The organism is Eubacterium sp. BL-380-WT-2B (assembly GCF_009696115.1).
In the GTDB taxonomy this organism is placed as follows: Bacteria; Bacillota; Clostridia; order Eubacteriales; family Eubacteriaceae; genus Eubacterium; species Eubacterium callanderi.
This window is the reverse complement of record NZ_VUMP01000001.1, coordinates 525,464-552,086: the sequence shown is the minus strand read 5'-3', so window position 1 is coordinate 552,086 and position 26,623 is coordinate 525,464. Positions and strand designations below refer to the sequence as shown.

Here is a 26,623-nt window from a genome sequence, read left to right as displayed (position 1 = left end):
TATAAGTGATCAATAAAGGATTGGAGGAATACTGCTTGACATTAAATAAGACGACGGTAAAAGCCGGATTTAAAACCTTCTGTATCAATACAGCACGTTTTGCGTTCATCCTTCTTTTTATCAGCCTTTTCGCGCATTTTTTTGGTCAGGAAAATCTCCTGCCGTCCATTGCCATTATCGTTGCCCTTTTGACCTTTCCGGCCTGCGATATGGAACTGAAACCCGGTTCCATGACCTTTCTGCTTTTCTTTTTCTTTGCAGGCTCAGGTCTGGTTTCTGCCCTTTCTCTTATCAACGTGTGGGCAGGCCTTCTGCTGAATTTTGTTTTTATTTATCTGATGATGGCCTTCTGCTCGGAGCCCTCTGTGCTCAGACCGCACATTATCTTTTTACTCTGCTATATTTTCTGCCAGTCCACCCCTGTGACAGGACACGCCTTTGTCCTCAGGATGGCCGGGCTTTTAGCCGGCGCTGCCATCACAGCCATTGTCACTGCTGTTTCCTGGAAAATAAAGGGCTTTGATCCTGCCAGGCAGCGCAGCCTGAAGGAGCAGGCCCAGCTCTGCCGGAAAAAGGACCATGCTTTTATTCTGAAGATGACACTGGGCCTTACACTGGCCATGTTTATCGGGATGGCCTTTGGCCTTAAAAAGCCGCTGTGGATCAGCATTGTGGTGATGTCGCTGACGCAGATTGATTACAGCGAAACCCTCACACGGATCAAGCACCGTTCCATCGCCACACTGGCGGGAATTGTTCTTTTCGTGCTGCTGTTCCAAATGCTGGTGCCCGAAGGATATGGCGGCGTTCTGATCCTGGTTCTGGGCTATATCGGCAATTACCAGTTTGCCAAGCCCTATAAATATCAGCAGCTCATTAACTTCATGAGCGCTCTTTTCGCATCGCTGGTGCTCTTTGACCTTACCTCGGCCATTATCAACCGGGTGCTTTGCCTGCTGACAGGCATTCTGATTGTTGTCGCCATCCGCCACCTTGGGGCTTTTGCCCGAAAAACCTTTTTCAGCCCAATGGCGCCGGGCCCCGAAAATCAGTGACTTTATATAAAGGATGGGTATGCTCCCATCTTTTTTTATTTCCAATTGAAAATCGGGACAAGTTCTGATAAGATTAAAGTTACCCACAACATTTAGGAGTAAATGCTGATGAAACCACTAAAACTATGGAAACGAATGGCGCTGCGCGGTAAAGTACTTACCATTATTTTACTGCTTCTGCTAATTTCTGCTATTGTCGGGATTGGCGCTGCCGTTTATCATATACCGCTGTTGGTTCAAAACCGGGCGGTTCAGTCTGTCAACGCACTTTTTACTGAAAACGATGCGGGGCTGGCCGAAGGCGTTGCACAGAATACCGGCCAGATCTCTGACAGCATTAAAAAGGCCAATCAGATCAAGGATGAGGCTATGCGCAGCTTTCTGCTGCAGCGCACCGCCACTGCCCAGAAAATGGCCGATGTCCTTAACGGGGTTTCTGCCCTTTATCAGACAAAGGAAGATGGGTCCCGCCTGGTCGTGAGGACCATACAGCCATTCCAGGTCGACAACATCAATAAAAATCTGACCGAGCTGGACGCTATGGGAAAAACAGATTTCACGGCAGCGGTTCGACAGGATTTTGCCGATGCTCAGAACCAGTACAATATTTACAAACAGATCAACGACCTGCTGAACGCCCAGTTTACAGACGGATCCGCCCGAAACGCGCTTTCTGAGGATGCCTCCTCGGATGCCTGCGATGAGGCTCAGGAGCTGGTGGCTCAGCTTGAAAACCCCGATACCCAGACGGATATGAATTTTGCAATCGGCCAGGTGAGAAAAAAGGTTGAGGAGCAGGAAGCCGCCCAGGAGGCTGCCCGCATCGCTGAGGAAGAAGCCCGCGAGGCCGAACGAAAGGCTGAGGAGGAGGCTAAAAAGGCCGAGGAAGAAGCGAAAAAGAAAAACAATCCTGCCGAACAGATTAAGGATGCCATCAATTCAGTCATAAAACCCAATAAAACGGAATAATCAGAGCCTCCCTTATCGGAGGCTCTTTTTTGTTTAGAACGGCTCAAAATGGATATATTAAACAAGAATCTTTTTAAATCCAATAAAGGAGTGAATGACTTTGACAGAAAAAGAACTGATTGAAAAAGGCTATAAAAAATACACTGGCAAGGATATTGACGTTTTCTATAATAAAGACATGTGCTGCCACTCAGGTAATTGTACCCATGGCAACGGAGAGGTGTTCAAGGTCTGCCGCAGGCCCTGGGTTCTGCCCGACAACGCCGCTGCCGAGGAGGTAAAGGCTGTTGTGGAAACCTGTCCCAGCGGCGCTTTACAATACATTATGAAAAAATAAATTTCTGAAACTGTTCTCATCTTTACACGGACAGTGCGTTCCGTTATAATGGTCTCAGGGCGATGGAGTTCGCCTAAACCGCATAATGCTGATGACTCCTGTTTCTTACAGAAGCAGGAGCTTTTTAATTTTTTGACAAGGAGTGTAACATCATGTTTGAAGTTTTATCCGTAGGCGTGGGCGGCTTTGTAGGCGCTGCGCTCCGTTATCTTATCTCCAGCGGTATTGCCCGCTTTATGGACAGCCGGCTGCCTCTTGGAACCCTGTGCGTAAATGTGTTTGGAGGACTGCTCATGGGCTTTATTATGCAGTGGAGCCTCCAGAGCGCCGGCCTCCCGCCAAGAATGCGGCTCTTTCTGACCACCGGTCTTTTAGGCGGCTTTACCACCTTCTCGACCTTCAGCTACGAGACCATGAGCCTGATCGGCGAGGGTGCCTGGATAACCGCAGCGGCCAATGCCGGGCTCAACCTGATTCTGAGCCTCGCTGGCGTCATCGCCGGACAGCTGCTGGCAAAAACAGTCCTTTCCTCTTAGCCCGAGTCCAGGGACTGTACAAATTTTTTCTTTAAAAAAACATCCTCAAAAGACTCAAAAGGCCCGGGAATTTCCCGGGCCCTTATTTTTTATCATCCTCTGGCGGCTTTTCTACCTTTACAGATACCTGAAACAGATAATCATCCGGGTTCTGGACAGCGATCTCGTCCAAGATGGATTCCCGGTAGCCGCAGCCGTCAATGACCAGGCCATTCTCCTCAATATACGCATTGATCTGCTCATACAGCTCATCAACACTGTCATAATTTCCGTAGATGTAGCCCACCGCGTAATAGCCCGCGGGCCTGAGGCCAATGTGCGGCAGTGCCATGGGTTCATCAAGTCTCGCAAAATACCAGGTTGGAAAATGCCACTCTCCCCGCAGCAGGCTTTCCATGGACACAATATCCCCTACCGGATAGCCATAGCTGATGTTGTAGAGCGCGCAGTATTCATAGAATTCCTGGATAATATCCCAGATCGACTCATCATCGACATTTGAGATGTCCGGGCTGATAAAAATACGCTCGGCCGGCATATACTCTACGGAGATCTTGCCCGTATCAATGGTACTGCTCGCGCGCGTCATCTCGATTCTGGACCCCATCATATCACTGATCCTCTTGAGGCTGCAGATCTCCGCGTCAATCTTGTCCTTCCGCTCCTCAAAGAGCGCCACCAGCCTTTCAGGGGTCCTCTCATCCAGATAAATCTTGATATCCTTTAAGGGCGTCCCGATTTCCTTCAGAGCGTAAATCGCACTGATAACATCCAGCTGTGGATAAGAGTAATACCGGTATCCGCTTTCAGGATCCACTGTCTCCGGGCAGAAAAGGCCAATTTTATCATAATATATGAGCGTTTTTCGGCTGACACCCGCGAGCTTTCCAAACTCACTGATGGTCAGCATTCCCTTGTTTTCCATGCTTTAGCCTTCCTTAAACCTAATTTTTTTCGTTTTTCTACTTGACTGTACAGTTACTCTACAGTTTATAGTAACATACATCGAACCGGAGTACAATACCTATGGGAAGGAGACAAAATGACTCGATTATTCAAATTTATAATTCCATATCGTAAAACACTCATCCTTGTCGTTGTGCTGCTGTTTCTGCAGACACTGGGAACCCTCTATATCCCGACCCTCACGGCAGATATCGTCAATAACGGTATCGTCTATGGGGATATTCCCTATATCATCAGAACCGGCGGCATCATGCTGCTTTTTGCCGTATTGACTGGGGTTTTTGCTATTTTAGGCACCTGGTTCTCGGCCATTCTCTCGTCCGGCACTGGCCGGGATATCCGAAACGCGCTGTTCAGAAAAGCCCAGCGTTTTTCAATCAACGATTTTAACAGCATTGGCACCGCGTCCATGATCACACGCAATACCAGTGACGTCAACCAGATTCAGCAGGCCCTGATCATGGTGCTCCAGATGATGCTGCCTGCCCCGATCATGGCCATCGCAGGCCTGATCCTGGCCTTTTCAAAAAATGCCTTTATGGGGGGTATCATCGTGGTGACCATGGTCATCTTTATGATTCTGGCGGTCATCATCGAGCGCAAGACCATGCCTTTGTTCGGCCTGCTGCAGACCGGAATGGATAAAATCAACCGATTTATGCGGGAATACATTACCGGGGTGCGGGTTATCCGCGCCTTTAACCGGACCGATTTTGAGCGCAGGCGTGTCAACACCTCCTTTGAGGCTTATGCTCAGACCGCTATCCGCATCAACAAAATCTTCGCTGTGGCCATGCCTCTGGTGCTCATGCTCTTAAACCTCTGCACACTGGCCATTATCTGGTTCGGGGGTATACAGATCGGGCAGGGCGCCATGGAGATTGGCGATATTATGGCTGTGATCGAATACGCCATGCTCATCCTGTTTTACCTGGTCATGGCTGTGATGGTCTTTACTATGATTCCAAGGGCTGAAGCCTGCGCCAAGCGTATCTCTGAAGTTCTTGAGCTTGATCCTGAGATCGCCGACGCCCCGGCCGAGCTGACCGCTGAGCTTTCTGAAGAAAAGCTGGCTTTCCACCACGTAACCTTTTGCTATCAGGGCGCGGAGGAGCCTGTCTTAAGCGATCTGAATTTCAGCTGCAGAGCCGGGGAAACCACTGCGATCATCGGCGGCACCGGCTCAGGTAAATCGACCATCGCCAGCCTGATCCCCCGTTTCTATGACATTCAGGCTGGCACCATCACCATCGACGGGGTGGATATTAAAACCCTTTCCCAGAAAGCCCTCCGGGATAAGATCGGCTTTGTCCCCCAAAAGGCCTTTTTATTTTCCGGCACCATTGCCGATAACCTGCGCTATGGAAAGGAGGACGCCACCATGGATGAACTGCGCCGGGCAGCCCGTATCGCCCAGGCAGACGCCTTTATCGGCGATTTGAAATATGGCTATGAGACACGCGTGGCCCAGGGCGGCAACAACTTTTCTGGCGGACAGAAGCAAAGGCTCGCCATTGCCCGGGCTCTCGTAAAAAAAGCGGATGTCTATATTTTTGATGACAGCTTCTCCGCGCTGGATTTTAAGACTGACGCCAACCTCCGTGCCGCTTTAAAGGCTGAGGTCCACGGCGCTGCCATCATTGTGGTGGCCCAGCGGGTCAGCTCCATTGTGGACGCAGACCAGATTATTGTACTGGACAACGGCGTCATTGCTGGAAAGGGCACCCACCGCGAGCTGCTTGAAAATTGTCCGGTCTACCGTGAAATCGCGGAATCACAGTTAAGTAAGGAGGAATTAGCATGAGCGAACATCAGGAAACCGAAGTCCTTTCCTTTGACGGCGGTATGTCCGCCGAGAAGGCACGCTATGCCGGGAAAACAGCCAAGCGGCTTTTTTCAAAGCTCTTGGAGCAAAAGGGAAAGCTGATCATTGTGCTGATTTCTGTGGTTTTCAGCTGCACCTTTACCCTGGCTGCCCCTATGGTGATCGGCCAGGCCATCAACCAGATTTTTGACAGCGTCCGCCACGCCGTTGAGACCGGCACCACCTTCACCATTAATCTGGGAGCCATGGGCCAGATACTGGGGCTGCTGCTGGGCTTATATGTTCTCAGCGCTGCCTTTAACTATCTGCAGCAATACCTTATGGCCAGCGTATCCCAGAGGCTGACCCTGACCCTGCGGGAGTCCCTGAGCGCCAAGCTTGCGCGGATGCCCCTGAAATATTTCGACAATCATAAAAAAGGCGATATCCTGAGCCGTACCACCAACGATCTCGAAAAAGTCGCGGACACGCTCCAGGAGGGACTGATGCAGTTTATCATCACAGTGGTCACCATCATCGGCGCGGTGATCCTGATGCTGTCCATCAGTCCGCTGCTGACACTGATCGCCTTTGTGATGATCATTATCGGCATGGTCATTACCGCTCTGGTGGCCCGCCGCAGCCAGCACTGCTTTGCCAGAAACCAGAAAACCCTCGGCGAATTAAACGGCCATATCGAGGAATTCTTCACAGGCCAGGTGGTCATCAAGGCCTTTAACCGGGAGGACGCCTCCACCCAAACCGTCGAGGAGGTCAATGAGCGCCTCTACACAGCCAGCCGCAACGCCCAGTTTATCACCTTCGCGGTCAACCCGCTGATCCGCCTCATGAACCAGATCGGTTATGTACTGATCGCGGTCCTCGGCGCGTTCTTTGTTATCCAGGGACGGCTGTCCCTTGGGGTTATCCAGGCTTTCTTCCAGTATGTCAACCAGGCCTCTGAGCCGATTACCGAGGCAGCTTATATCTTTAACTCCATGCAGGCTGCCATCGCCTCGGCCGAACGTGTCTTTGAGGTGCTGGATGAGGAGGACGAGGTGCCCGACATCGCTCCGGCCAAATCACTCACTGATCCCAAAGGCGATGTCCGGTTTGAGCATGTCCGGTTCGGCTACAGCCCTAACCGTCTGCTGATGAAGGATATCAGCATTGATGTAAAGGCTGGGGAAAAGATTGCGATTGTCGGCCCGACCGGCGCAGGCAAGACTACGCTGATCAATCTGCTCATGCGCTTTTACGAGCTGGACGGCGGACGCATCCTGATCGACGGCATTGATATCCGCGATCTGCGCCGTGGCGACCTGCGCTCACAGTTTGGCATGGTGCTCCAGGATACCTGGCTCTTTGGCGGGACCCTTGAGGATAATATTGCCTACGGGCGGGGCGCCGCCACCAAAGAGGAAATTGTGAGCGCTGCCAAAGCCGCCCGGGCAGACCACTTCATCCGCACCCTGCCAAATGGCTACCAGACCATCCTGAATGATGAAGCCTCAAATATCTCTCAGGGGCAAAAACAGCTGCTGACCATCGCCCGGGCCATTCTGGCAGATCCGGCCATCTTGATCCTGGATGAGGCGACCTCCAGCGTCGATACGCGGACCGAGCTCGAAATCCAGAAGGCCATGGACCACCTGATGAAAGGGCGCACCAGCTTTGTCATCGCCCACCGGCTGTCCACCATCATCGACGCTGACCACATCCTTGTGATGAAAAACGGGACCATCGTGGAACAAGGCACCCACCAGGGGCTACTTACACAGAACGGCTTTTACGCCGACCTGTACAACAGCCAGTTTACCGTCAAGGCGTCCTAACGCTCAGACAAAAGCTCTCTGCTGAAATTTATTAACACACCGCCCCTTATGCTCAAAAGACTCAAAACCCTGCTGTTTAAGGTTTTGAGTCTTTTTTGAGTCTTTTGAGGACAGGCTTTCTGTTTTAAAAAAACTTTTCCACCCGCCGGTTGGGAATAAACCAGATGATAATGACCACATAGCAGCCGACAAGGGTGAGTACAGGGTTGATAAAGGCAAGCCCCAGCGAGATACCGTTGATCACAAGTGTGACCGGGACCTTCCAGTCATGCTCGATGGCCTTGTAAACCGCCGAGTCCACACCGCCTGCTGAAGCCAGGATATGGTTCAGAAAAAAATAGGAAATACTGACGAGCATAAAAAGCACTCCGTAGGTGATCTCCGGGGCAAAGCCGCCCATAAAGGTTCCCACCCAGCTGGTTGCCGCTGGAATCAGGGACAGGAAAAAAAGCCAGAAAGAATTAGCCCACATGACCTTTCCGTTAATCTTCTCTGCGAGCTGGAACATATGGTGATGGTTGTTCCAGTAAACCGTAAAGAGCAGAAAGCTGAGGATATAGGCAAAGAGCTGCTCCTTTATTTCAAAAAGCGCCTCAAAAGTAGGCTCATCCGGAATTTTGATCCCTAAGATTAAAATCGTCATTAAGATGGCCAGCACTGCGTCAGTGTAGGCTTCTAAACGTCCTTTTTGCATGCGTTTCTCCTTAATCGTATTGATTAAGGATTACCCAATTTTTTAAAATCAAACCTCAGGACACCGCCTGGCAGACACCCTCCAGTGCCTTCAGATCCTTAACGCCGACATTCTCAGGGCAATAGACCGAATAGGCAAAGTTGTCTGGTGTTACCCAGCAGGCCAGCGCCTCACCCGTATCCTTGCTGACTGGGGTAAAGTAAACGTCGATGGTGCCTGTATTGGTGAGGATATCCCCTTTCTGCAAAAACACCGCCTGGTCGCTGAAACTCGTGTAAACCCCGCTGATATCCGCAGACCGCGAATAATGGGCCTTTCTGACAATGTAAGTCCGGTTGTCACGGATAAACTGCACCTGAGCCACTGCCCCGTCCACCACCGAGTAACGGGCGGCCCCCATATTTTCCGGCAGGCTGTCAAATGTAAAGTCCAGGCCGCCTTCATTTTGGAACGCCTCCGCGTTTGCCAGCTTTTCAGTATGCGGGTCACTCTGCTGTGACGGGCCGCAGGCCGACAGGATAAAAACCAGGACCACTGCCATGAACAGACAACAAAATTTTTTCATCTTACCGCTTCCTTTTTTCTGTTTCAGGATTAAAATTTCTTTTCTCTCATCATAACAGCCCTCAATCGGGCTGTCAATGAAAGCCTTTAAATTTTTACCTCTTTAAGGAACAATTTTTTACCTATTCTCATTTATAATGGTTATATTTTACTCCTGAACACAATTTTCTATCCTCGCTTTTCCTTGTTGGCAGAGTGTTAGAACAGTATAATTATACTGTATACTATTTACGAGAAGTTATTTTAGAAAGCGAGGGGACAATATGTACCATTTCAAGGAAATGCGTGATCAGCTGATCAAACAGGCCCAGACTAAAAAAGCCGTTGTGGCCGTTGCCGCCGCCGGTGACCTGCCTGTTTTACAGACGGTTAAAATGATGAATGACTATGGCTTCGGAACCGCCATTCTGGTGGGCGACGCGGCCAAGATCGAGTATTTTGCCAGGGAAACCGGATGCAACCTGGAAGAAAACACAGTGGTTGACATAAAGGATGAAAGCCAGGCTGCCAACGTGGCAGTAGGGCTGGCCCGCAACGACGCGGCCGACATTGTCATGAAAGGGCTGCTCCAGACCAAAACCTACCTGAAAGCCATCCTGAACAAGGAGCACGGCCTGCGGACCGGCAAGCTCTTAAACGCCGTTACTGCCTTTGAAGCCACTGCGCTGGGCCGGGTTTTCCTGGCAACAGACTGCGGCATGATCGTGTCCCCTACCCTTGAGGATAAAGTTGAGATGATCGGCAACGCCACCACCCTGGCCAATGCCCTGGGCTGTGAGATGCCGAAAATTTCCTGTCTGAGTGCCGTCGAGACCGTCAACGCCAACATGCCTGACGGCTACGACGCGGCAGTGCTCTCAAAGATGAACGAGCGCGGCCAGATCAAGGGCTGTATCATCGACGGCCCCCTGTCCATGGACCTTTCCATCTCCGAAATGTCCGTTGAGCACAAGGGCATCACAAGCCCTGTGGCCGGCAAAGCCGACGTACTGCTCATGCCCAACCTCCAGGCAGGTAATATTTTCTGGAAGACCATGACCTACCTGGCAGGCGCCAAGAGTGGCGCAGTTGTCATGGGCACCGCCAAGCCCGCCGTCCTGACCTCCCGCGCCGACACGGCCGAGGCCAAACTCAACAGCGTTGCCATGGCACTGCTTCTGGCCGCCCATCAAAAGCGCTGAGGTTCAGCTTAAACCATTCGATATAAAAAGCACTTCTCCAAAAAGGGAAGTGCTTTTTCTTTACTCTGCGTCTGTCTTTAACATAAAAGACAGTTTTTCCTTTTATGTTTTTATTATACAAACAGAGTTGCTCTGTTTTGCAAACTCTTTCTAAAAGCGTGAGATTCGCTTTTTCTTTTCAATCGTCCCACCATTTCATTCTAGTATATTTTATCCTTAAAAGTTGCTTTAAACATTTACATTTCGCGTTATATTTTAAAAAATGATGGGTAAGTAATAATTGAATTCATTTTAAACAATCACCAAAAAAGGAGTTTTCTTTATGAGTAGCTTTAACCCATTTGACGAAAAAGGTATTCCTGTTGAAAAGCAGGCTGAAGACTGGAAGAAACTGACACCGATTCCCTACGAAAAAGATCAGATCGACCCTTACACCAAGACGCGCATTATCCTGATGAACGGAATCGAAGTGGAGGCAGCCCTGTTTGCCCACCAGTTCCACCGGAACTGCACGGACAACGATCTGCGCCGGGAACTGGCCATGACACGCCGTATTGAGCAGCAGCAGCAGAAAATGATCAACTGGCTGCCGCCGGCTGATGAATCAGTTCTGGAGATGGCCATCGGCTATGAACAGCTGGCCGTTGACCTGACCGCCTGGCTGGCACAGAATGAACCGGACAACTATGTGAAGCAGGCTCTGGATTTTGCCCTGCTGGAAGATTTTGACCACTTGTACCGCTATGCCGATCTGTTGGAAATGGACAAGGGCATCAAGGCCGAGGAGCTGGTCGGCGGCTATACCGAACTCATGCCCGGCCGCCCCACTATCGCCCACCACAGACATCCCTTTGACACCATCAACCGTCCCATCGACTCCAAGACTGCCGACATCCAGACCAAGCTCAACACCATGATCATCGTGGCCGGCGAACAGCAGACCATGAACTTTTACATGAACGTGGGCAACCGTTATCCGGACGATCTGGGCCGCAGCCTGTACCTTGAAATCGGTATGGTTGAAGAACAGCATGTCACCCATTACGGCGGCCTGCTGGACCCCAACTGTACCTGGCTGGAAAATCTGCTGCTTCACGACTATGTTGAAGCCTATCTGTACTACTCCTTCTACCGTGAAGAAAAGAATGAGATCATCAAGCTGTTGTGGGAAGAACAGCTTCAGAAGGAAATCGGCCATTTACACAAGGCCGCCGAGCTTCTGAAAAAATATGAAAAGAAAGAATGGAACGAGGTCGTCGACGGGCACTTCCCGAAACTTCTGCACCTGACCTCCAATAAAGAATATGTCCGCGACGTCCTCGCCAAACAGGCGAACCTGGGCAAAAAGGGCGAAGATTATGAAGACAGCAGCAAGCTGCCCAAGGATTACCGCTTCTTTAAATACCAGGAAATGGTCAACGGCGACTATGTGCCGTCCCATGAAGTCATTGAAAAATACATTGACAAAAACGGTGAGGATTACCGTTATGAAGACAAGGAATCCCCTGTAAAAGCACTCCGCGACCGCAAGCATGACAACACTGAAGTGGGCCGCGGATAGGATTACCTCCTGCAGAAACATCTCCTAAAAGAGAAGGCCTCCGCAAAGCTTTGCGGGGGCCTTTTCTTTTTTAATGGAGAATTGAAAATGGAAAATGAAAGACCCCTTTTGCTGCGGCAAAAGCGCGTGGAACCTCCTTTAATCGCAGATCATTTTCACAAGAAGTGTTAAAACGTTATGAAACCTAAGAGACGAAGCTTTTTACCTAAGGAAGAGAAAAGCGTCCTGCAGGCACCGCACATACAATTGCAGCTTCTTTACTAAAGCTGACGCTTGATCTCGCCTGTGTCTGGCTGTGCCGATAGTGCGGCTCGATTCCTGGCCGTCACCCACAGTGCCTGGACCTTTTTTTCTTATCTGGATAAAAGGCGCAGTCTCGGACGACGCCACTTTTATTTTTACAGCAACCGTACCCGCCTTACCAAAATAAAGACCCCCATTTCAGAGAGAATATGGTACAATAGACCCGTCCCTGAAACAAGGGGCAAATTTTGCAGAAGGAAACATTCATGAAACGACTTTTATCACTCTTTTTAATCATATCCGCCTCCGGGCTCCTGATCACAGGCTGCTCGCCGGCTCTCACCCTGTCCCAGCTCTTTTCTCCGGTCACCTTTACAGGCTATGTGCTGGAAAGCGATGACGCCACCCTCACCCTCCTTTACCGGGCTGAGGACGCCCAGGAGCCCGTGACCAGCGTTTTCGACCTTACAGCCCTCCCGCAGGGCCCCCTGCCCGAAACCGGCGCAGAGGTCAAAATCACGTTAAAAACCGGCACCGATCCCGAGAGCCTAAAGGCCGGGGATACCCCTCTCCCCGCCAGAAAACTGGAGGTCCTGACAGCTTCAGACGCGGCCGAGAAAGCCTTTTACAGCCTGCGGGCAGATAAGCTCCTGGCTGGCATGAGCCTTGAAGAAAAGGTGGGGCAGATGTTCTTTGCCCGGTACCCCGGCCCTGCCGCCCCCGAGGACGAAAAAACCTGGCAGTTTGGGGGCACCATTCTTTTCGGGCGCGACTTTAAGGATAAAAACCCCGACCAAATCCGGGCCGAAATCAACGCCTGCCAGGACGCGGCAAAGATCCCTATGCTGGTGGGTGTTGACGAGGAGGGCGGCGACGTGGTGCGTGTCAGCGGCAACCCCGCGCTCCGGGCCGAGAGCTTCCCCTCTCCCCAGACCCTGCTGCAAAACGGCGGCATGGACGCTGTCACCGCCGACGCTCACGAAAAGGACGCGCTGCTTAAATCCCTGGGCCTCAACGTCAATTTCGCCCCGGTCTGCGACGTTTCGCAGAATCCCGCAGACTATATCTACTCCCGGACCACCGGAAGAGACGCAGCCACCACGGCCGACTACGCGAAAGCCACAGTAAGCGCCATGGACTCAGACGGCATGGGCTCTGTGCTCAAGCATTTTCCAGGCTATGGCCCCGGCGCTGATACCCATAAGGATTTCTCAAGGGACAGCCGCCCCCTTGAGACCTTTGAAGCCCAGGATTTTCTTCCCTTCAAGGCAGGCATCCGGGCCGGCGCGGGCAGTGTTCTGGTCAACCACAATGTCATTGAGGCCATGGACCCGGACCACCCGGCATCCCTGTCCCCAAAGGTACACGAAATTCTGCGGGACGCGCTGAGCTTTGACGGCGTTATCCTCACTGACGACCTGGATATGGAGGCCATCACCAAGGCCTACGGCGCCGATACCGCGGCTGTGCAGGCAGTGGCCGCCGGCAACGACATGATTCTGAGCTCCCGCTATACCATCGAGATCCCCGCGGTGATCGAGGCTGTAAAAAACAAAACCCTCTCCGAAGATCAAATCAATGCCTCCGTCAAACGGGTGCTCACCTGGAAAATGGACCTGGGCCTCATTGAAAATTAAATCTGTTTTTAGAAACACCCGCTCAAAAGGCTCAAAACCCCATGTGATTCAGGTTTTGAGCCTTTTGAGCATAACATGCTAAACTTCTCTGACATAAAATCTCCCACTGGCGTAAGCATCGCCAAAGGTCTTGATTACACGGTAGCTGCCCGGCTGAAGACGCCCGTAATAAGTCCCGATATCCAGCGTCTCCTCGTTCGCTGTATTTGGCGGAAGGAATACCATAGCCTTTTCAAAGGCTGCGCCGGGAAGCGGGGACACCGGAAGCCACTGGCTGTTCTCTTCCCGCTCCAGATAAAAAATCCGGCCATAGGTCTGGTTTTCTCCGCTGTGATTGATCACGTAAACGCTGAGCTTTCCAGCGTCCTGTGTGATAGCCTTTTCCGCAACAGACAGGACAATACTGGCGTTGTCCTCGGTATACTTTTCCAGGGAAAAAGAGGTTGCTTTTACCAGCGAGGGCGTTGGTATTTCTGTGGGAAAGGCGAGGCAAAGGTACAGCAGCACAAGGGCGATTCCCATAGAAGCGGTTATTTTTCTCATTTTAACTCCGTTCTTAAAATCAAAATCTCTGTCAGAAAGTTTCTTTTTACTATTCCAAGTTTACCAAATTTAAGCGGATACGTCAAACAGATAACGTTGGTATTATCTTCATGCTCAAAAGGCTCAAAACCCCCAATTCAAAAGGGTTTTGAGCCTTTTGAGCATGTATTCTCTATTTTAAATTTTAAAGACACCTTTCTTAAAATCCGCTTCAGTCTGCCAGATAGGTGCTGTTGTCCAAGACTGCGCCTTTTATCCAGAAAAGAAAAAAGGTCCAGGCGCTGTGGGTGACGGCCAGGAATCGTGCCGGATGCCTCAGGCTGTCAAAAAAGTTAAAGGAAAAAGCCGTTTTAATGGAGAATGCAGAATGCAGAATTACAGGTGCAAATGTGCGTTGCACATTTGATGAGATAGCGGCCAGAGGCCGCTGATTCACTCGCTTTCGCCTAAGCGAAAGGGTTCGTTCATTCTCCATTCTCAATTTTTCATTTTCCATTAGCCCTTCTCTTTTTAACGCTTCACCTCTTTATGATAACATTTGTCGACAGTCAAAACAGGCACCCTTTCGGATGCCTGTTTTTATACATTAACGATCACTGTAATTTTTATGCACCAGCGCCTGAACCTTCTTATAAAATACTTTGTCGTCACTCAGGTGCATGATGATATTGCTGAGTTTCAGGATGATTCTGTCGGGAGACACTCTGTTTTCGAGCATTTCAATCGCGACGGATTTCAGTTCCCCGTCGACTTCCCTGAGGGTTTCTGCTCTTTGAATCTGTTCAGCTTCCAGCGCTTTGCCGGCGTTTATGTCCTCGAGAATGTTTTTAACCGTGCTTTGTCTTTGATTTTGTTGCGGCACGCAGGCTGCCTCTGCCGTATGGGCCGGGGGCCTGCTGCCCTGTTGTTTTAATGAGGTATCATAAACGGCCATCGCATCGGTATTGTTCATTAAACCGTCACCGCCCTTTCCTCCTGTGTAAAGTCCTCCGGTTCTGCCGGTGTGATCACAGGCACGAGGGCATTGTGGTCCTCTTCCCTGGCGGCTTCTGTTTTGAGGAGTCCGGGGTGGATAAAATAACGGATGCTCCGGCGTCCGGTTCCGGCGTACTCGGCCGGTACGGGCACCAGATAGTGGTGGGCTGCCAGCAGCGCCAGCGGCGATTCCACATCGTCTGCGTGCATGCCCTTACCCTTACAGCGCTGAGCGATCTCCCGTTTGGTCAGGCTGTCTTTGCCCGCGGTCAGGGTCCGTTTGAGGACGTAGGCCGCGGCCTGGGTTTCGGCGTCGCTGCTTGTCATGTTAAAGATCCGCAGCTTTTCTGCCAGATAATATTCTGCCAGGTCAATGGCTTTGGCCACGGTCGAACGGCTGATTCTGATCTCAGACGCCCGGCTGTTTCTGGTGCCGACAAGGCTGTCGGGCATGGCGTACAGGAACCGGCCTGTCAGGCCCAGCTCCTGAAATTCTTTCCTGGCCTCAAATTCACACACCACATGGGGCTGTACAGCCATCACCATGGTGAGGTGGGCGTCTCTTAGGATGCGGGTCCGACGGCCAACCCGGTCGACGGTCATCTTGTCCTGTGAATAGGCGTTGAGGAACACGTCGATATTGACCGCGCCGCTGTAGCGGCCGCTCATGGTGCCAAAAAGGCCCCCCTCTGCCGCAAAAATCGCCATGCGCTCGTTGTTCTCTTCCAGAAGGTTGACCAGCACCTCGGGGGTCACATCGCCTGCTGTCAGGCGCAGAGGGCGCGTTGGCTTAAGTGCTGCCAGCTCTTCTCTGGCCTTCTGGGCATCGGTGTAGTTAATGACACCCCGGGCGGCTTTTCCTTCCAGATACTTGATCTTCTTTTTAAAAAATTTCTCCTGATTATCGTATTCCTCGATGTCTTCGGCCATCTTGGCATTGACCATCTCCTCGTAAAGCTCGAGGGGCTTGGTCATTTTACGCATAATCGGGGATTTCCGCTCCGATGAGCGGGCAATCAGCAGGATGTAAAGGCACAGGGACTCTGTCCAGTCTTCCTTGGCTTTCACCTTGGCCTTCTTCTGCAGTGCGGCTGCCAGAACGCCCAGGGCCGCGCTGCCGGTCATGGCAACCGGCACCCCGATGCTGGCAGCAGCCGCCAGGACAAAGTCCTGTACTGCGCCGGGCAGGCTCTCCACTGGAAAAGCCGGCACAGCGCTTCCTGCGCTGTCGTCCAATGGGATAATGGGCTTGAATTCAATGCTTTTCTTGGTCTCTTCAATGATCAGATCTTTTCGCTCCTCTTCGGTTAAGAGGCCTTTCATGGCCTCAATGTCGTCTGTATTATGTCGCTGTGTTCTATCGTTTTTCATACTGTATAAGCTCCTTTCTTTTATACGCGCGGTAAAGCGCCACCCTCTCGGATGGCGTCCCGCTGTCCAGGATATCCAAATAGTAGGATACCACGGGTAATTGAAACACGGCCTCGACATACTTGTCTTGGACGGTTTCCAGTGAATTGCAAGGCTTATATTTCTCAGTATTTTCGCATAGTTCACGGTGTAGTCTGCTATAGTATGCTTCCATATCCGCCAGCCGGTCCCGGAGCGCCGCTGCCAGTACCGCCTCCGCGCTGTCCGTCGGAGCCGTCATACGCAAAGGGCTGTACAGGCTGTCCGTTGGTTTCGCTCCGCGCTGTGCGCTTTTCGTCCCGTTCGTTTCCTGCTTCACGCTTCTTGTATCCGCCTCTCCTTTCGCCGCAACGTCGTTGGCCTTATGGCTTTGACCTCTGACCTCCACCTTTAGATTGAAATCTTCCTGAAGCTTAACTGCCGCTTCTAATGGAGAAATATGGAAAATCTGCATCACCAAATCAATAACGCTCCCTCTGGCCCCACAGGCAAAGCAGGTAAACCGGTTGTCTTTAAAAGACAGACTGGGGTGATGGTCGCTGTGAAATGGACACAGCGCCCTCCCATGCCGGTCAACTGCCATCCCGTAAAAGCGGGCAGCCGTCACAATATTGGTTTCTTCCCTGACCACGTCAAAGATTGATCGATAGTTTTTTATCAACACATCCCTTCAAAATCGTTTTATATCCGACCGTCGTCGTGATATGGTTTGCATTATATAATGAATCGCTGTTTAAGTCAACAATTGTTAAAAGTTTAACTGATGGATAATCATTTGTTATCAGATTATTTTTTTATTATATTATGGAAAACCTGCTCAAAAGGCTCAAAACAGCCATTTTTATCCTTTTGAGTCTTTTGATCACATGTTTGAATAATATTTTATTCTTTTTATGTAAAAGCCTTAATTTTTTACAATATGCGGTTGACAAAAGCTAAAATAAACAAAAACCTCTGCGCCCTTAACCTCAAAAGACTCAAAACCACCACGACGGCTGTTTTGAGTCTTTTGAGCATCTTTTTTACAGAATGATTTTAAAATTCCGGCTGGTACAGCACGTGCAGGAAGCCGCTTTTCGCGTTCTTTATCACCTCGGCCTGAATCTCGTAGACCTCCCGGATAAACGCCGGGGTCAGCACAGCATCGGGCGGGCCGCTTTTGATGATGCGGCCTTCTTTCATGACATGGATCTCGTCACAGTACATGGCCGCGATGTTGAGGTCGTGGATGGCGGACACGACGGTAAGGTTCAGCTTTTTCACAATGCTCATGAGCTGCAGCTGATACTTGATGTCCAGATGGTTGGTGGGCTCATCCAGAATCAGGCACTGGGTGTCCTGGGTCAGGGCGCGGGCGAGGATCACGCGCTGCTGCTCGCCGCCGGACAGGGTAGAGAAGTTCCGGTCTTTCATGGCCTCCATGCCCACAGTTTCCAGGGCTTTCTGGGCCAAGGCGTAGTCCTCGGCGTAGTTGCGCTCCATGAGCTTTTTGTGCGGGGTCCGGCCCATGAGCACCACCTGCTCCACTGTAAAATCAAAGTTATAGTAATTGTGCTGGGCCACCACAGCCACTTTTCTGGCCGACTCCTTATAGCTGAGGCTGTCCACTGCCTCTCCGTCAAAATAAATGACGCCGCCGGTGGGGCGGGCTGTCCGGTACAGGCACTTCAGAAAGGTGCTCTTTCCGCTGCCGTTGGGACCGATGATCCCAATGAATTTTTTACTCTGGACGTCAATGCTCACGCCCTTTAAAATCTCGCAGCCGCCCAGTGTCTGGGTAATGTCCTGGGATCTGATTTCCATTATTCGCCACCTCCAAAACCGTAGCTCTTACGCATCATCATATAAATAAACACCGGTGCGCCCACCATGGACACGAGAATCCCGATGGGCACCTCGGTCTCGGGCAGCAGGGTGCGGGCCAGCACATCGGCCCAGATCAGAAAAATGCCGCCGGTCAGGGCGCTCAGGGGCACCAGCTTGCGGTGGTCGGTGCCAAATACCATGCGCACCGCGTGGGGCACCACCAGCCCGATGAATCCAATGGTGCCGGATGCGTACACACACAGGCCAATAATGAGCGAGGTCAGGACCAGGTACACATGGCGGTAGGTGTTCAGGTTGGTGCCCAGGGTGATGGACACATCGTCGCCCAGGAGCATGAGGTTCAGGGGGCGGTGCTGGCTCCAGAAAAAGAGGGTGCTGGCCGCCACCACGACAAAGATGACCAGTGTGGGGCCCCACTTGGCCCCGGACAGGCTGCCAAGCATCCAGAAGGTGAGCTGCTGGGTGGTGTTGGGGTCGTTGGCCATAAAGACCATAAAATTGGAGAAAGCCATGCACAGGGCGCCCAGGGCCATGCCGGAAAGGATGAGCTTGACGGAGTTGGCCGGCCCGCCAATGTTGGCCACTGCCACCACCAGCATGGAGATCAGAAAGGCCCCGATAAAGGCGCACACACCCACACCGCTGCCGCCGAGCACAGCGCCCAGCCCAAAGAACAGGGCTGTGGTCGCCCCCAGCGACGCCCCGGAGGAGATGCCCAGCACATAGGGCTCTGCCAGCGGGTTCTTGACAATGGCCTGCATGACCACGCCGCAGATGGACAGGCCCATACCCACAGCCAGCCCCATGACTACCCTCGGAAAGCGGATCAACCACACCACGTTGTGGGCCGCGCCCCTGGCGTAGGCACTCAGGCTGTCCAGATGGAAGAGCTCGTAGCCGATGACGCTGTACACATCCCGGATGGACAGGTCCATGGAGCCGATGGTAACCGCTGCCAGGGCCGAGAGGATCAGCAGCCCCAGCATGACCACGCATACAAACACATAAAAGGGCTGGCTCTGGAGCCGCCCTTTATCTTTGATCAGTGCGCTTTGTCTCATAAAAAAGCCCGCTGACTAGTTCAGGTTTAAATCTGGGTACATCCCATTCGCGATGGTATGAATGCCGTCGATGGTACGCACACCGCTGCAGTACATCTGCCCCAGCTCGATGGGGATCACCCGGTTGTTCTTCACTGCGTCGATGTCGGCAAAGGCCGCGTTGTTCATGATGGCGTCCTTTGTCTGGGCGGCCATGTCCTGGTCGTCACGGTCCATATAGACTGCGAAGATGACTTCCGGATTGGCAGCGACCACGTCCTCCTCGCCCAGCTTGGACGCGTCCGGACTGGCCAGTGTGCCCTTAAGCTTGGTGACCATATCGCCTGCCAGTGTGGTGGCCCCATAATTGACAATCTGACCGCTCTGGTCCTCCATCACCAGTACTTTGGGGCTCTTGTTTTCCTTCTGGGCATAGGTCTCTGTCTGTTTCACAGCGTCCTTGATGGCGTTCACCAGTTCCCCGGCCTTATCCTCCACGTCAAAGATTTTGCCCAGGTTCTCAAAATCCTGGTACTCGTTATCCAGTGTTTTAGGGGACACTGCGCCGCTGTTGAGCATGTTGTAGCTGTTCACGCCCTGGCTCTGCCACTCCTTCATGCTGCCCAGGTTCTTGTCGGAGAACAGGGAGGTCCAGCTCAGGATCATATCCGGTTCCAGAGCAGTGGCGGCTTCCTTGCTGGGTTTGAATTCGGACAGATAGTTGACCTTGGCGAAAGCGTCCTTGTACGCTGGCTTCACCTCGTGATCCAGACCGCTGGCAGCCACAATTTTGTCCTCCAGGCCCAGGGCCAGCATGGTCTCGATGGCGTTCTGGTATACGGCCAGCACCTTTTCAGGCGCCTTTTCAAAGGTCATTTCCACAGGCTGCTTGTCGTAATCGTAGGTGGTGATGGTGACCGGATAATGGCCGTCTGTGCCGGCGCTCTGGCTGGCGCTGTCATTTCCCCCTGCGCTGCCGCACCCTGCCAACACGCCTGCCGCCAGCACTGCGGACAGGGCAATCCCTAAAAACTGTTTCTTCAAGCTTCTCATTTTTCTACCTCTTTCTTAAAAAATCATATAAAAAGAGCCTGCCGACACATCGCCGACAGGCTCCCATTTACCTATCTCAGGTTCTCCCAGTGACAATCCCCTCACCGGACAAACACGCGTAACACTAAAGGCAGGTCTCCTGACTCACAGCTCCTCCGCACTCCGCTCCCTTCCCGGCCCGAGGCCAGTGGTTTACTGCGGCGCGTCCCTGTTTACAGTGATGGGTTCGTACCGGATTCACACCGGTTTCCCTATTCTCCTTTTTCAAGGCACCCTCAATGGTTTGATTCAATTGTTAATATTAGTATAAGCGAACTTTTCAAAATTGTCAACTGCCGGCGCCCTGAATTTCCTCAGATTTTCCTGAGCACGTTCCAGAACGCCATGCCCAGCCCGTGGGGTACCACCTTGCCAAACACCCGCAGCCCGAAGCTTGCAAGGCCCGGCGTGGATACGGCCGCGCCCAGGCGGCTGTCCCTCATAGAGCGGCGCACAACCGTCTGGACGGTGCCCGCAAAGGGCAGGTGGCGCACCGCGGAGCGGTCCGCGTTGGCGCTGGCCCGCGGCACAAACTCGGTATTTTTGATCCAGTAGGGGCAGACCGCTGTCACCCTTATGCCCCGGCCGAACAGCTCCCAGCGCAGAGCTCTGGTGTAGCTTAGGAGGAAGGCCTTGGAGGCCGCGTACAGGTTCATGCCGGGCAGGGGCATAAAAGCCGCCACCGAGCAGATCTGCAAGATTCTCGCGCCTTTCTGCATGTACGGCAGTACCCTCAGGGTCATATCGACTGCTCCCCGGCAGTTTAAATCAATGAGGGCATTGCTGTCCGCTTCGGTCACCTCGGCGTAATTTCCCAGCTTCCCCATACCCGCGGCATTGACCAGCAGCCGCACGTCCGGCTGCTTCTCGGCCATCAGGGCTGTCAGCTCCGGAAAACTGCTGGTGTCTGTCAGGTCCATGACTACAGGCCTCACCGGTGTTTTTACTTCCCTGGCCAGCGCTTCCAGCCGTTCCCGCCTCCGGGCAACGGCCCAGATCTCATCCAGATGCTCACGTTCACTGATCTGTTTTACAAACTCGCGTCCAAGCCCGCTGGACGCCCCGGTCACTATGGCTATTCTCATAATCGCTCCTTCTTTCATCAGTGCTTCGGGCCTGCCTCTGGCAGCACCCTTTTTATGTACATACCACTTTCAGAAAAAAATAACCGAGCGCGCCTTTTTTATAAGAATCCCCCAAGATACAGGCTCAAAAGGCTCAAAACACCTTGGATACGTGTTTTGAGCCTTTTGAGATTCAGATCTCAGTCTGCTTTTTATATTTACAGCGGCAGGTCCTTCCGCCTGAAGACCAGGATGCCCAGGGTATACAGCACCACCGAGACTGCCGCCAGGGCCGCCATGCACAGGCCCACGGTGTCGCCTCCAGCGATGATCTCGGCAGGGTCAAACAGGCTGTACAGGGTCGTGTAGCGCACAACGTCCAGGTCCTCGCTGACGCCGGAGAGCATCATGAGCACCAGAAACAGAACGGGCAGGCCCCCGCCCAGGGCCAGGGACAGGCGGCTCTCGTTAAACAGGCAGGAGGCAGAGAAGCCAATGGCGCTGACGGCCAGCTGCATGAGCAGGGCGCCTGCGTTGACGAGCAGAAAGGCGCGGATGTCCAGATCGCCCGGGAACAGAGCCTGGCTGACCGCGATCCCCATAACGGTCACAAAGACCATGAGGAGGATATTGGACAGGATCAGGGCTGCGGCCTGGGTTGCGATGACCCTGGTCCGGGAATTAGGCGCGGACAGCAGGCAGGCCATGGCGCCGGAATCCACCAGCTTTGCCGCCGCGTTGTTGCTGGCGATAATGTTAAAAATCATGGGCACCATGATGACAATAAAGCCGTAAAAATAGGAGCCCAGAAAGCCCACAAGGCTTGTCTCAGCGCCAACGTCCAGGTTCATGGCGTTTATCATCTGCTGGGGCAGCATGTCCATCATCTCTTTTATGCCGTCCATGGAATCCGGGTTGAACATACTGATCTCAACACCCATATACATGGCCAGAATGGCCGCGAAGATGACAAGTATCCTGAGCTGTGATTTAAAGGTTTTTCTGAAAAGCGGCCCGCTAAGCATGATGTTTACCTCCGTAATACTGCATAAAAATATCCTCCAGATCCTGGGAGACCGTGTCCAACGCCATGACGTGGTAGCCGGTGAGCATTTTCAGAAAGCTGTCCATGCTCCCTGCCACCCGCACCTCCACAAGCTGGGGGTGCTCCCTCAGCTGGCGGGTGCCGTTGCACCGGGCCGCGAAATCTCCGGCCTCTTTAGCGGTGGCGAAGCTGACCTGGTAGATCTTGTGGCGCTCTGCCTTGAGGGAGGCCACACTGTCCAGGGCTGCCAGCTCCCCGGCGCGGATAATGCCCACCCGGTCACAGGTCCGCTCGACCTCCTCAAAGCTGTGGGAGGACATGAGAATGGTCGTGCCCTTTTTCTTCTCGTTCTGGATCAGGCGGATAAACCGGTTCTGCATGAGGGGGTCCAGCCCGCTGGTGGGCTCGTCGAGGATCAGGACCCCGGGGTCGTGCATGAAGGCGGACACCAGGCCCAGCTTCTGCTTGGTGCCCTTGGACATCTTACGGATCTTCCCTTTTGGGTTCAGGTCGAAAAAGCGGATGAGCTTTTCCATTTTCGCACGGTCCTTCATGCCACGCATCTCGGCCATAAAGTTCAGAAACTCCACGCCGGTCATGCTGTCGAAAAAGGCGATCTCCCCGGGCAGGTACCCTAAAAATTCCTTGATCTCAGCCGCTTGCTTAAAGCAGTCCAGGCCGTCGATCGCGCAGGTGCCGCGCTTGGGCGAAAGAAAGCCCATCAGATGGCGGATGGTCGTGGTTTTCCCGGCGCCGTTGGGGCCCAGGTAGCCAAAGACCTCGCCCTTTTTTACCTCAAAGGACAGGTCAAAAATCCCGCGGCCCTCGCCGTAGTCTCTGGTCAGGTGCTCGATTGCGATCATTGTAATGCCTCCTCTTTGTAGCAGTGCTGTCTTATAAACAGAACGTGCTCGGTATACTCGGAATTCAGCTGTTCAATGTCTACTCTGCCAAGATCGCTCTGGCGCTTCATAAAGCCCTCGGCCGCCCAGATCAGCCAGCGGATCACCTTCTCGGGCGGGGTCTCCTCCCTGAACTTGCTCCGGTCGATCCGGTCCAGGATCAACGCGGTGATGGTGGTCTCCAAATCGCTGTAAAAGCTCATATTCCCCGCACTCTCCGGCGCCTTGTCATAATAGACCCGGATAAAGAAGTCCATCAGGTAAGGGTTGCGCATCATGATCTCGGATTTAGCCCGCTGGGACCGCAGCCAGATCTCAAAGAAATCGGACTCATCGGAAGGCAGCAGCTCTCTGATACGCCTGAACATTACGTCGTTACCATACCGGAACAGGTACTCGTACAGTGTCTGCTTGTTGCTGAAGTAGTGGAACAGCAGCCCCTTGGAAATACCTGCTGCGGCGGCGATGTCGGCTGTGTTGGCCTTTTTATAAGGGTTCTCGGCAAAAGCCTTAAATCCCGCGTTGACAATGCGCAGCTGCTTCTCCTCCGGCAGCTTAAAAAACTTATCATTCATTCCATTTTCCTTTCATTAACCCAATCGGTTAATACCATTATAGACCGTTGACCCGATTGTTCAAGGCCTGTTAAGAAAAATTTATATAAAAAGGACCCGTACCGTGGCGATACGGGCCCTTTTGTATCAGATCCTTGAGAAATACTCAATGACCTTGGACAAATCCTTTAGTGTTTCCTCGGTATTTCCATGCTCGATGCTGTCCTTGACGCAGTGGTGCAGATGCCCCTCCACAACCATCTGCCCCACCTTGTGCAGGGCCGATTTGGCAGCGTTGATCTGAATCAGGATCTCATTGCAGGGGACATCCTTTTCCATCATGTCCGAAATGCCGCGGATCTGGCCCTCGATGCGTTTCAGCCGCGCCTGCAGTTTCGGTAAGTCTTCCATACATTCTCTCATCGTTTCTCCTTTATCTCGGCTCGCTTATTTCTCTTTAGCTATTTATCCTATCACAATTCTGTGAGAATAGCAATGGAGAGGCCGAAAAGTTTCTGCCAGGCTTTCAGGACCTGTCAAAATTAACATTTTCACTCTAATAACAAAATAGTTTTAATACTTTTTGTCCGTTTTATATAAAAATAACTTTAATATGATAAAAATGTAAGAATTTTTTAATGTTCATTTATCGGGTGTTGTGGTAAAATATTATTCGGTTAAAAAATCAATACGTAAGGAGTTATCTATATGTTTTTAGAACTGCTAAAAGCGGCCTTTTTCGGGATCGTTCAGGGGATCACGGAGTGGCTGCCCATCAGCAGCACAGGCCATATGATCCTGTTTGAACAGTTTATCCATATGAATGTATCCAAGGATTTCTGGGACATGTTCCTGGTGGTCATCCAGTTTGGATCCATTCTGGCCGTTGTTCTGCTGTATTTTCATAAACTCAATCCCTTCTCACCTAAGAAATCACCGGTGCAGAAACGGGATACCTGGTCTCTCTGGGGCAAGGTACTGGTGGCCGTCATTCCGGCTGCTGTTATCGGACTTTTATTTGATGATTTTATCACCGACAAGCTCTACGGCTATGTGACCGTCGCCATCACCCTGATCGTTTACGGGATTGCCTTTATTGTGGTGGAAAACATGGACCGCACCAAGCATCCGACCATCCGTAATTTTGAGCAGCTGGATTACAAAACGGCCCTGTTCATCGGCGTGTTCCAGATCCTGGCCCTGATCCCAGGGACTTCCCGCTCCGGCTCCACCATCATTGGCGCCACCCTGCTGGGCTGCTCCCGCTATGTGGCTACGGAGTTTTCTTTCTTCCTGGCTGTGCCGGTCATGCTGGGCGCCAGCCTCTTAAAAATCGTGAAGTTCTTTGTCAAAACCGGCATTGGCTTTACAGGTACAGAGATCGGTATCCTTTTAGTGGGGATGATCGTGGCTTTTGTGGTCTCTGTCTTTGCTATCAAGTTCCTCATGGGCTATATCCGCAAGCACGATTTCAAGGCTTTCGGCTACTACCGCATTGCGCTGGGCATCATTGTCATTATCTACGCGGTGATGTTTGCATAAAAACTTAAGATACATGCTCAAAAGACTCAAAACTTCCACGCTGTGGGGTTTTGAGTCTTTTGAGTTTGCGCCCCTATGTTACAAAATTGTAAGCATATTGTAAGCCTGTGTTTAGGTTGCGGGGACGGTTCCATGATAAAATAGGCTTATTCAAAAGAATTGATGAAGGAGATACCAATGTTTTTAGAATTTTTGAAAGCCGCCTTTTTTGGCGTTGTTCAGGGGATCACGGAGTGGCTGCCGGTCAGCAGCACGGGCCACATGATCCTGTTTGAGCAGTTTATCCACATGAATGTCTCTAAGGATTTCTGGGACATGTTTGTGGTGGTCATCCAGTTTGGTTCTATCCTGGCGGTCGCCCTGCTTTATTTTCACAAGCTCAACCCCTTTTCTCCCAGTAAATCCCCCATACAGAAAAAGCGGACCTGGTCCCTCTGGGGCAAGGTGCTGGTGGGCATTATCCCCCTTGGCCTCATTGGCCTGCCTTTCGACGACCTGGTGACAGGAAAGCTTTACGGCTATGTCACGGTGGCCATCGCGCTGATCGTCTACGGAATCGCCTTTATTGTTGTTGAGAACCGGAACTGCGCTAAAACGCCCGCTATCCGGAGCTTTGAGCAGCTTAGCTATAAAACGGCTCTGTTCATCGGCCTTTTTCAGGTGCTGTCCATTGTGCCGGGAACTTCCCGCTCTGGCTCCACCATCCTCGGGGCTTCCCTGCTGGGCTGTTCCCGCCATATCGCGGCTGAGTTTTCTTTCTTTATGGCTGTGCCGGTCATGCTGGGCGCCAGCCTCTTAAAAATCGTGAAGTTCTTTGTCAAAACCGGCGTTGGCTTTACAGGAATGGAAATCGGCATCCTGCTCATTGGCATGGCTGTGGCCTTTGTGGTCTCTGTCTTTGCCATCAAGTTCCTCATGGGCTATATCCGCAGGCACGATTTCAAGGCCTTTGGCTGGTACCGCATTGTGCTGGGCATCATCGTGATCCTGTACGCGGTCATTTTCGCATAAACGCTTGAAAGGCAGGCTCAAAAAGCTCAAAACTTCTATGCTGCGGGGTTTTGAGCCTTTTGAGTCTGTGGCCTGGGACGCGGATAAATTTTGTTCTTTAACTTTAACAATTTTTTCCTTGACAAATTCCTTTAAAATGATTATGATTATCACAACACATTGATGAGGAATAGTAAGATCCCCGGAACATCCAGAAAGCTGCTGGTTGATGCGAAGCAGTTGGGAAAGGTATCTGA

The 26,623-nt window shown here is 52.0% G+C and carries 27 protein-coding genes, 2 riboswitches and 1 other annotated feature (1 of these 30 only partly in view); of the genes, 11 read left to right on the top strand and 16 right to left on the bottom strand.

Going from position 1 to position 26,623, the window contains the following annotated elements:
- Nucleotides 1-35 precede the first annotated feature (35 nt).
- The 4 genes from FYJ53_RS02635 to crcB all read left to right on the top strand — a co-directional run bounded on the left by FYJ53_RS02635 (nucleotide 36) and on the right by crcB (nucleotide 2,897).
- Nucleotides 36-1,055 carry an FUSC family protein gene (locus FYJ53_RS02635; RefSeq protein WP_073383423.1) on the top strand — a complete coding sequence of 340 codons (1,020 nt, stop codon included), beginning with the start codon at nucleotides 36-38 and terminating at the stop codon, nucleotides 1,053-1,055.
- Nucleotides 1,056-1,163: 108 nt separating this feature from the next.
- Nucleotides 1,164-2,024, top strand: coding sequence for a hypothetical protein (locus FYJ53_RS02630; RefSeq protein ID WP_143163952.1), 861 nt, complete (start codon nucleotides 1,164-1,166; stop codon nucleotides 2,022-2,024).
- A gap of 100 nt (nucleotides 2,025-2,124) precedes the next feature.
- Nucleotides 2,125-2,361 (top strand): (4Fe-4S)-binding protein, encoded by a 237-nt coding sequence (locus FYJ53_RS02625; protein WP_013382205.1) that lies wholly within the window; start codon nucleotides 2,125-2,127, stop codon nucleotides 2,359-2,361.
- A 49-nt stretch (nucleotides 2,362-2,410) separates the two neighbouring features.
- Nucleotides 2,411-2,469, top strand: a riboswitch (Fluoride riboswitch).
- A 44-nt stretch (nucleotides 2,470-2,513) separates the two neighbouring features.
- Complete coding sequence (gene crcB, locus FYJ53_RS02620) at nucleotides 2,514-2,897, top strand: fluoride efflux transporter CrcB (RefSeq protein ID WP_013382206.1); 384 nt, start codon at nucleotides 2,514-2,516, stop codon at nucleotides 2,895-2,897.
- A gap of 82 nt (nucleotides 2,898-2,979) precedes the next feature.
- Here crcB and FYJ53_RS02615 read toward each other — a convergent pair whose 3' ends face one another.
- Nucleotides 2,980-3,822, bottom strand: coding sequence for a MerR family transcriptional regulator (locus FYJ53_RS02615; RefSeq protein WP_154556940.1), 843 nt, complete (start codon nucleotides 3,820-3,822; stop codon nucleotides 2,980-2,982).
- A gap of 117 nt (nucleotides 3,823-3,939) precedes the next feature.
- Here FYJ53_RS02615 and FYJ53_RS02610 point away from each other — a divergent pair, with 117 nt between their 5' ends.
- Complete coding sequence (locus FYJ53_RS02610; protein ID WP_073383419.1) at nucleotides 3,940-5,667, top strand: ABC transporter ATP-binding protein; 1,728 nt, start codon at nucleotides 3,940-3,942, stop codon at nucleotides 5,665-5,667.
- The gene (locus FYJ53_RS02605) at nucleotides 5,664-7,502 is read left to right on the top strand and encodes an ABC transporter ATP-binding protein (protein ID WP_073383417.1); all 1,839 of its coding nucleotides are present in this window, start codon (nucleotides 5,664-5,666) and stop codon (nucleotides 7,500-7,502) included. The genes FYJ53_RS02610 and FYJ53_RS02605 overlap by 4 nt, the downstream gene beginning before the upstream one ends.
- A 124-nt stretch (nucleotides 7,503-7,626) precedes the next feature.
- On the opposite strand, the gene FYJ53_RS02600 is transcribed toward FYJ53_RS02605, so the two are convergent.
- Together FYJ53_RS02600 and FYJ53_RS02595 are read right to left on the bottom strand one after the other, a co-directional pair.
- The gene (locus FYJ53_RS02600) at nucleotides 7,627-8,196 is read right to left on the bottom strand and encodes a TMEM175 family protein (protein WP_013382210.1); all 570 of its coding nucleotides are present in this window, start codon (nucleotides 8,194-8,196) and stop codon (nucleotides 7,627-7,629) included.
- Between the two features lie 55 nt (nucleotides 8,197-8,251).
- On the bottom strand, nucleotides 8,252-8,761 hold the full coding sequence (locus tag FYJ53_RS02595; protein WP_073383414.1) for a hypothetical protein: 510 nt from the start codon (nucleotides 8,759-8,761) through the stop codon (nucleotides 8,252-8,254).
- Between the two features lie 262 nt (nucleotides 8,762-9,023).
- On the opposite strand from FYJ53_RS02595, the gene FYJ53_RS02590 reads away from it, so the two are divergent.
- The 3 genes from FYJ53_RS02590 to FYJ53_RS02580 all read left to right on the top strand — a co-directional run bounded on the left by FYJ53_RS02590 (nucleotide 9,024) and on the right by FYJ53_RS02580 (nucleotide 13,382).
- Nucleotides 9,024-9,941, top strand: coding sequence for a bifunctional enoyl-CoA hydratase/phosphate acetyltransferase (locus tag FYJ53_RS02590; RefSeq protein WP_013382212.1), 918 nt, complete (start codon nucleotides 9,024-9,026; stop codon nucleotides 9,939-9,941).
- Between the two features lie 322 nt (nucleotides 9,942-10,263).
- Complete coding sequence (locus FYJ53_RS02585; RefSeq protein ID WP_154556939.1) at nucleotides 10,264-11,502, top strand: hypothetical protein; 1,239 nt, start codon at nucleotides 10,264-10,266, stop codon at nucleotides 11,500-11,502.
- 509 nt (nucleotides 11,503-12,011) lie between these two features.
- Nucleotides 12,012-13,382 carry a glycoside hydrolase family 3 protein gene (locus FYJ53_RS02580; RefSeq protein ID WP_073383412.1) on the top strand — a complete coding sequence of 457 codons (1,371 nt, stop codon included), beginning with the start codon at nucleotides 12,012-12,014 and terminating at the stop codon, nucleotides 13,380-13,382.
- A gap of 78 nt (nucleotides 13,383-13,460) precedes the next feature.
- Here the strand turns inward: FYJ53_RS02580 and FYJ53_RS02575 are convergent, their stop codons facing one another.
- The 13 genes from FYJ53_RS02575 to FYJ53_RS02515 form a co-directional block, all read right to left on the bottom strand.
- Entirely contained in the window at nucleotides 13,461-13,925 is a 465-nt protein-coding gene (locus tag FYJ53_RS02575) for an immunoglobulin-like domain-containing protein (RefSeq protein ID WP_073383409.1), read from the bottom strand.
- A 211-nt stretch (nucleotides 13,926-14,136) separates the two neighbouring features.
- A complete protein-coding gene (locus FYJ53_RS02570) occupies nucleotides 14,137-14,421 on the bottom strand; it encodes a hypothetical protein (RefSeq protein WP_073383407.1) in 285 nt (94 codons plus the stop codon).
- 90 nt (nucleotides 14,422-14,511) lie between these two features.
- Nucleotides 14,512-14,877 carry a hypothetical protein gene (locus FYJ53_RS02565; RefSeq protein ID WP_073383404.1) on the bottom strand — a complete coding sequence of 122 codons (366 nt, stop codon included), beginning with the start codon at nucleotides 14,875-14,877 and terminating at the stop codon, nucleotides 14,512-14,514.
- On the bottom strand, nucleotides 14,877-16,271 hold the full coding sequence (locus tag FYJ53_RS02560) for a YfjI family protein (RefSeq protein WP_187368014.1): 1,395 nt from the start codon (nucleotides 16,269-16,271) through the stop codon (nucleotides 14,877-14,879). Before FYJ53_RS02560 ends, FYJ53_RS02565 begins: the two co-directional genes overlap by 1 nt.
- Nucleotides 16,258-16,971: a CHC2 zinc finger domain-containing protein gene (locus FYJ53_RS02555; protein ID WP_073383399.1), complete on the bottom strand. Its 714-nt coding sequence runs from the start codon at nucleotides 16,969-16,971 to the stop codon at nucleotides 16,258-16,260. Before FYJ53_RS02555 ends, FYJ53_RS02560 begins: the two co-directional genes overlap by 14 nt.
- 374 nt (nucleotides 16,972-17,345) lie before the next feature.
- Nucleotides 17,346-18,113, bottom strand: coding sequence for an ABC transporter ATP-binding protein (locus tag FYJ53_RS02550; RefSeq protein WP_013382221.1), 768 nt, complete (start codon nucleotides 18,111-18,113; stop codon nucleotides 17,346-17,348).
- The gene (locus FYJ53_RS02545; protein WP_073383397.1) at nucleotides 18,113-19,198 is read right to left on the bottom strand and encodes an iron ABC transporter permease; all 1,086 of its coding nucleotides are present in this window, start codon (nucleotides 19,196-19,198) and stop codon (nucleotides 18,113-18,115) included. Before FYJ53_RS02545 ends, FYJ53_RS02550 begins: the two co-directional genes overlap by 1 nt.
- A gap of 15 nt (nucleotides 19,199-19,213) precedes the next feature.
- Complete coding sequence (locus tag FYJ53_RS02540; RefSeq protein WP_073383395.1) at nucleotides 19,214-20,230, bottom strand: ABC transporter substrate-binding protein; 1,017 nt, start codon at nucleotides 20,228-20,230, stop codon at nucleotides 19,214-19,216.
- Between the two features lie 111 nt (nucleotides 20,231-20,341).
- Nucleotides 20,342-20,522, bottom strand: a riboswitch (cobalamin riboswitch).
- A gap of 61 nt (nucleotides 20,523-20,583) precedes the next feature.
- A complete protein-coding gene (locus FYJ53_RS02535; protein WP_073383392.1) occupies nucleotides 20,584-21,354 on the bottom strand; it encodes an SDR family oxidoreductase in 771 nt (256 codons plus the stop codon).
- A gap of 197 nt (nucleotides 21,355-21,551) precedes the next feature.
- A complete protein-coding gene (locus FYJ53_RS02530; protein WP_073383390.1) occupies nucleotides 21,552-22,358 on the bottom strand; it encodes an ABC transporter permease subunit in 807 nt (268 codons plus the stop codon).
- Entirely contained in the window at nucleotides 22,351-23,247 is an 897-nt protein-coding gene (locus tag FYJ53_RS02525) for an ABC transporter ATP-binding protein (protein ID WP_073383387.1), read from the bottom strand. Before FYJ53_RS02525 ends, FYJ53_RS02530 begins: the two co-directional genes overlap by 8 nt.
- The gene (locus FYJ53_RS02520; RefSeq protein WP_073383384.1) at nucleotides 23,238-23,855 is read right to left on the bottom strand and encodes a TetR/AcrR family transcriptional regulator; all 618 of its coding nucleotides are present in this window, start codon (nucleotides 23,853-23,855) and stop codon (nucleotides 23,238-23,240) included. The genes FYJ53_RS02525 and FYJ53_RS02520 overlap by 10 nt, the downstream gene beginning before the upstream one ends.
- Before the next feature lie 126 nt (nucleotides 23,856-23,981).
- Nucleotides 23,982-24,257, bottom strand: coding sequence for a metal-sensing transcriptional repressor (locus tag FYJ53_RS02515; protein ID WP_013382229.1), 276 nt, complete (start codon nucleotides 24,255-24,257; stop codon nucleotides 23,982-23,984).
- A 285-nt stretch (nucleotides 24,258-24,542) separates the two neighbouring features.
- On the opposite strand from FYJ53_RS02515, the gene FYJ53_RS02510 reads away from it, so the two are divergent.
- Nucleotides 24,543-25,376 carry an undecaprenyl-diphosphate phosphatase gene (locus tag FYJ53_RS02510; protein ID WP_013382230.1) on the top strand — a complete coding sequence of 278 codons (834 nt, stop codon included), beginning with the start codon at nucleotides 24,543-24,545 and terminating at the stop codon, nucleotides 25,374-25,376.
- Between the two features lie 177 nt (nucleotides 25,377-25,553).
- Nucleotides 25,554-26,387, top strand: coding sequence for an undecaprenyl-diphosphate phosphatase (locus tag FYJ53_RS02505; protein ID WP_073383382.1), 834 nt, complete (start codon nucleotides 25,554-25,556; stop codon nucleotides 26,385-26,387).
- A 150-nt stretch (nucleotides 26,388-26,537) separates the two neighbouring features.
- Nucleotides 26,538-26,623, top strand: a binding site (T-box leader); it runs 168 nt beyond the window's last position.

Excerpts from the sequence above, each read along its gene's own strand:
- FYJ53_RS02630 (WP_143163952.1), top strand. The coding sequence starts at position 1,164 with ATGAAACCACTAAAACTATGGAAACGAATGGCGCTGCGCGGTAAAGTA.
- crcB (WP_013382206.1), top strand. The coding sequence starts at position 2,514 with ATGTTTGAAGTTTTATCCGTAGGCGTGGGCGGCTTTGTAGGCGCTGCG.
- FYJ53_RS02615 (WP_154556940.1), bottom strand. The coding sequence starts at position 3,822 with ATGGAAAACAAGGGAATGCTGACCATCAGTGAGTTTGGAAAGCTCGCG.
- FYJ53_RS02610 (WP_073383419.1), top strand. The coding sequence starts at position 3,940 with ATGACTCGATTATTCAAATTTATAATTCCATATCGTAAAACACTCATC.
- FYJ53_RS02605 (WP_073383417.1), top strand. The coding sequence starts at position 5,664 with ATGAGCGAACATCAGGAAACCGAAGTCCTTTCCTTTGACGGCGGTATG.
- FYJ53_RS02600 (WP_013382210.1), bottom strand. The coding sequence starts at position 8,196 with ATGCAAAAAGGACGTTTAGAAGCCTACACTGACGCAGTGCTGGCCATC.
- FYJ53_RS02595 (WP_073383414.1), bottom strand. The coding sequence starts at position 8,761 with ATGAAAAAATTTTGTTGTCTGTTCATGGCAGTGGTCCTGGTTTTTATC.
- FYJ53_RS02590 (WP_013382212.1), top strand. The coding sequence starts at position 9,024 with ATGTACCATTTCAAGGAAATGCGTGATCAGCTGATCAAACAGGCCCAG.
- FYJ53_RS02585 (WP_154556939.1), top strand. The coding sequence starts at position 10,264 with ATGAGTAGCTTTAACCCATTTGACGAAAAAGGTATTCCTGTTGAAAAG.
- FYJ53_RS02580 (WP_073383412.1), top strand. The coding sequence starts at position 12,012 with ATGAAACGACTTTTATCACTCTTTTTAATCATATCCGCCTCCGGGCTC.
- FYJ53_RS02575 (WP_073383409.1), bottom strand. The coding sequence starts at position 13,925 with ATGAGAAAAATAACCGCTTCTATGGGAATCGCCCTTGTGCTGCTGTAC.
- FYJ53_RS02570 (WP_073383407.1), bottom strand. The coding sequence starts at position 14,421 with ATGGAAAATGAAAAATTGAGAATGGAGAATGAACGAACCCTTTCGCTT.
- FYJ53_RS02565 (WP_073383404.1), bottom strand. The coding sequence starts at position 14,877 with ATGAACAATACCGATGCGATGGCCGTTTATGATACCTCATTAAAACAA.
- FYJ53_RS02560 (WP_187368014.1), bottom strand. The coding sequence starts at position 16,271 with ATGAAAAACGATAGAACACAGCGACATAATACAGACGACATTGAGGCC.
- FYJ53_RS02550 (WP_013382221.1), bottom strand. The coding sequence starts at position 18,113 with ATGGAAATCAGATCCCAGGACATTACCCAGACACTGGGCGGCTGCGAG.
- FYJ53_RS02545 (WP_073383397.1), bottom strand. The coding sequence starts at position 19,198 with ATGAGACAAAGCGCACTGATCAAAGATAAAGGGCGGCTCCAGAGCCAG.
- FYJ53_RS02540 (WP_073383395.1), bottom strand. The coding sequence starts at position 20,230 with ATGAGAAGCTTGAAGAAACAGTTTTTAGGGATTGCCCTGTCCGCAGTG.
- FYJ53_RS02535 (WP_073383392.1), bottom strand. The coding sequence starts at position 21,354 with ATGAGAATAGCCATAGTGACCGGGGCGTCCAGCGGGCTTGGACGCGAG.
- FYJ53_RS02530 (WP_073383390.1), bottom strand. The coding sequence starts at position 22,358 with ATGCTTAGCGGGCCGCTTTTCAGAAAAACCTTTAAATCACAGCTCAGG.
- FYJ53_RS02520 (WP_073383384.1), bottom strand. The coding sequence starts at position 23,855 with ATGAATGATAAGTTTTTTAAGCTGCCGGAGGAGAAGCAGCTGCGCATT.
- FYJ53_RS02515 (WP_013382229.1), bottom strand. The coding sequence starts at position 24,257 with ATGAGAGAATGTATGGAAGACTTACCGAAACTGCAGGCGCGGCTGAAA.
- FYJ53_RS02510 (WP_013382230.1), top strand. The coding sequence starts at position 24,543 with ATGTTTTTAGAACTGCTAAAAGCGGCCTTTTTCGGGATCGTTCAGGGG.
- FYJ53_RS02505 (WP_073383382.1), top strand. The coding sequence starts at position 25,554 with ATGTTTTTAGAATTTTTGAAAGCCGCCTTTTTTGGCGTTGTTCAGGGG.